This is a genomic window from Halochromatium salexigens (assembly GCF_016653295.1).
GTDB classification, from domain to species: domain Bacteria; phylum Pseudomonadota; class Gammaproteobacteria; order Chromatiales; family Chromatiaceae; genus Lamprobacter; species Lamprobacter salexigens.
Genome location: NZ_NHSF01000002.1, coordinates 1 through 3,315, shown reverse-complemented (window position 1 = coordinate 3,315; position 3,315 = coordinate 1). Strand labels below are relative to the sequence as shown.

Sequence of the window (3,315 nt, the reverse complement as noted above, 5' to 3'; positions counted from 1 at the left end):
TGCTGTGCCAGGGCTCGGTCTGGGGGTCGTGCTCGGGACTGAGGAACAGCAGCAGGCCGCGCACCGGTTGCTCGAGGCGGCGCTCGCCAAGTAGGCCCATGTCGACGAGCAGGCGGTGGTAGATGGCGTCGTCTTTCTGGGCTTGGACTTCGATCGCCCAAATGGCTTGCGCGGGGTCCGCCGGGAGCACGACGCCGTCGATGCGCCGCTCCAGGGCTTTGACGTCGATGGCCTCGAAATCATAGGGGCCATCGATGCGCAGGCCGTCGGTGAGCAGGCAGAGGAACTCGGGATCGGCGCCGAGGAGCAGGTAGATCTGTTTGTCGGTGTGCATGCGCTCAGCCGTTGCGGGCCAGCACCTGTATCGGTGCGCACAGGAAGGCAACTTTGGGCTCGGGCCAGTCTTCCAGCTCGAGCAGGGTCAGGGTGACCGGGTTGTCCAGGTCCGCCGGGACGTTGACCTTGAGGCCGGTCTTGAGGGTGAGGGTCCAGTAGGGCTGCAGGATGACTTCGGCCTGCTGGGCGGGCAAGCAGACTGCATCGGGCCTTTGGTTGTCTGCGATAGAACGCATACGACGTTTAAGTCCGGTGCCAGCGGGTTTGGAAGGCGAGCGCGATCAGAAATGTGCGGCGCTCTTGATGATGGCGTGGCATGTTTTTAAACGTCTTGTAGGCTTGGTCGGCGGTTTCTAGGAGCGTGAGAACATCATCTCGGGAGAAACGATACTGGGCGTCGTAGTCTGCGTCATGACGCGCTTGCTGGAGCTCGACGAATGCACTGGCGACGGCCTGAATGTCTGGCGTCGGGGGCTGGAGAAAGAGATCAGCGAGCCGAACGGGTGGCTGTTTGGGCTGCCATTTGGCGAGTGCTTGGCAAACATCCTTCATCTCTTTGTGCTGGAAGGCGCGCCGGACCTTGCTACGGAGGTTTTCGCAGTCACGGCCGGTGACGAGATCCTGACTCGCCGCCTCGACCAGTTGATGGAACAGGGCGTAGTAGGCGGCTGATACCGCGCGGCGCAGGCTGGCTTGTCGCGGGCGCTTGGGCTCACGGGTTGCCAGCATGCGCGCTTGCTCCAAGAGGTCTGCAGCAAGGGTCATGCCTGCTCCAGAGCAGGCTTAGCCGGGTTGTCAGCCGGGTTTTCCAAGCGAACGTAGGTCCATAGATCAGGAACCTGTTGGGAGACCACGGCCTGAACCGTCTTTTTGCAGTCTAAAAGCTGTTGGCGCTGATGCGGTTGTTGCGCCGCCCCTGGTTGCACCGTGAGCCAGACCCAAATGGCCTCATCGCCATTTGCGTCCTGACCGGGCACGACACGAAAGTTGATCACCGCAGCGGGCCAGTCAAGGTTTTTTAGCGCCGTTTCAATGGGTTCTATTGATGATGGCATCATTGGATTGAGCTTGTTGGCGGGGCTTGGTGGTCGAGGTTGACCGGGACCCTGAGGCCGTTCTTGAGGTTAAGGGTCCAGTGGGGCTGCACGGCTGACTCAGGCGTTCGGTTGCGGTGTAGGTTTGGGATGCGCGGCGAGCCAGGTCTCGAGGTCGGCGTCAGTGCTGAAGTCGAGCAGCGCTTCGATGAGATCTTCGAGCGGATCGACCGGAAGGGCTTGTATGTGGGCCTGTTGCCCCTTGGTGAGGTTACCAAGGCGGCGGCGTAGGAGGCGGAGCGCCACCCGTTCAGCTTCGCGCCGACGGCCTTCCTCGCGACCTTCCTCACGGCCTTCCTCCAGCCAAATCGGCTGGTTCTTCGCCACGATCTCCTGATAAGCGCGGGTCTGTTCGAGTGGGGTCATTTCACCGAGCATACTGAGGATCTCCTCTAAAGTCTGGTCCTTAAAGCGCGCGAGCAGCCAGGACTGGAAGACGTCGAGACAGTGACTGCGCGCTTGTTCAGGCAGGGGTGCTTGCTGAATCCGACCATAGGCGAGCGGGGCTTGTTCGCGCAAGCGCTCACGGTCTTCGACCAGATAGGGCAGAAAGGTGGCGAGCAGCGGGTGCTCAGGCTGGGTCTGGCGCAGCTGTTCGAGCACCTCGATGAGGTAGACGCGGCGGATGGGGCACTGCGGGTCGCGGGCGATGGCGCTGTGCCAGGGCTCGGTCTGGGGGTCGTGCTCGGGACTGAGGAACAGCAGCAGGCCGCGCACCGGTTGCTCGAGGCGGCGCTCGCCAAGTAGGCCCATGTCGACGAGCAGGCGGTGGTAGATGGCGTCGTCTTTCTGGGCTTGGACTTCGATCGCCCAAATGGCTTGCGCGGGGTCCGCCGGGAGCACGACGCCGTCGATGCGCCGCTCCAGGGCTTTGACGTCGATGGCCTCGAAATCATAGGGGCCATCGATGCGCAGGCCGTCGGTGAGCAGGCAGAGGAACTCGGGATCGGCGCCGAGGAGTCGATAGATCTGTTTGTCGGTGTGCATCAAGAGGACGTGTTGAGCACCTGTGCAAGCGGCATCAGCGGCTTCTCAGGAAACGTAATCAGCGGCCGTTGGGAACGCGCTGCTGTGATGTCTCGTGCATCGGTGTAGCAGGTTTCAAAAATCTCGCTGATGTAGAACCTCAGACTCGGGCTGTCTTCCAGTTCGTCGCGGATCTGTTTGCGAAAGCTGGCCACCTCGGCTCGCCAGTGGTTGCCGCTACGGGGTTCTTCGTCAGACCAATACTCCAGTTTGAGGAGATGGGCGAGCAGTTGCCGCAGCAGATGTTTAAGCGTTCGCTGCTCCCGGCGACTCAAGTCGTCGATCTCCTCGAGCAAGTGAATGAGATCGACGCCGGCAAAATCACGGCGCGCCAGCTGGCCGCGCGTCGCCTGCAGCCAGAGAAAGTAATCGGCGTCATAGGCGGCTGTTGTGTCGTCGGTTTCACGCAATTGACTGTGCATGGTCGGGAGTCCAGTCGGTCAAAACATCAGGCGGGCCGGATCAGCCGCCCTTGTTCGCGCAGCCCGACGGCGCGGGTGGCGAAGCATCACCTGTTGGGCTTCGGTTGGCGGCAAGGCTCAATGAAACACCGCCTCCGGGGTTTCTGCGGTGAGAATACGATCTGACCACTCCAGCAGGGTCTCGGCATCGGCCTCTTGGATCTGCTGACGTAGCCGGGCGTCGGTGGGACCGAATTTGCGCTCCATCTGGCGCAGGAGCAGCTTGGCTTCACCTTTTCGCTCACCCTGCTCGATGCCCTGCTCGCGACCCTGCTCAATATACCGATCAATAAACGTCTGCATGATGGGATCTCCCGGTGAAGTTTGTTCCAACAAGCGGCGGGCGTCATCCTCTTCCACCCGTTGTGTCCCTTGGACATAGTATCGCAGCAGCGATT

General features: G+C 61.5%; 7 protein-coding genes. All 7 read right to left on the bottom strand.

The genetic code is table 11. The features are described 5' to 3' along the window. The coding region (locus CCR82_RS00050) for a DUF2887 domain-containing protein (protein WP_201243166.1) at positions 1–334 on the bottom strand (334 nt) is incomplete at its 3' end. Positions 335–338: 4 nt separating this feature from the next. Beyond that, positions 339–572, bottom strand: a complete 234-nt coding sequence (locus CCR82_RS00045; RefSeq protein WP_201243165.1) for a hypothetical protein — start codon at positions 570–572, stop codon at positions 339–341. A gap of 7 nt (positions 573–579) precedes the next feature. Continuing rightward, positions 580–1,101, bottom strand: coding sequence for a hypothetical protein (locus CCR82_RS00040; protein ID WP_201243164.1), 522 nt, complete (start codon positions 1,099–1,101; stop codon positions 580–582). Next, on the bottom strand, positions 1,098–1,394 hold the full coding sequence (locus CCR82_RS00035) for a hypothetical protein (RefSeq protein WP_201243163.1): 297 nt from the start codon (positions 1,392–1,394) through the stop codon (positions 1,098–1,100). Before CCR82_RS00035 ends, CCR82_RS00040 begins: the two co-directional genes overlap by 4 nt. Positions 1,395–1,490: 96 nt before the next feature. Next, positions 1,491–2,417, bottom strand: coding sequence for a DUF2887 domain-containing protein (locus CCR82_RS00030; protein WP_201243162.1), 927 nt, complete (start codon positions 2,415–2,417; stop codon positions 1,491–1,493). Further along, positions 2,417–2,878: a DUF29 domain-containing protein gene (locus CCR82_RS00025; protein WP_201243161.1), complete on the bottom strand. Its 462-nt coding sequence runs from the start codon at positions 2,876–2,878 to the stop codon at positions 2,417–2,419. Before CCR82_RS00025 ends, CCR82_RS00030 begins: the two co-directional genes overlap by 1 nt. A 117-nt stretch (positions 2,879–2,995) precedes the next feature. Further along, on the bottom strand, positions 2,996–3,315 hold a 320-nt coding region (locus CCR82_RS00020; protein WP_242513121.1), incomplete at its 5' end, for a DUF4351 domain-containing protein.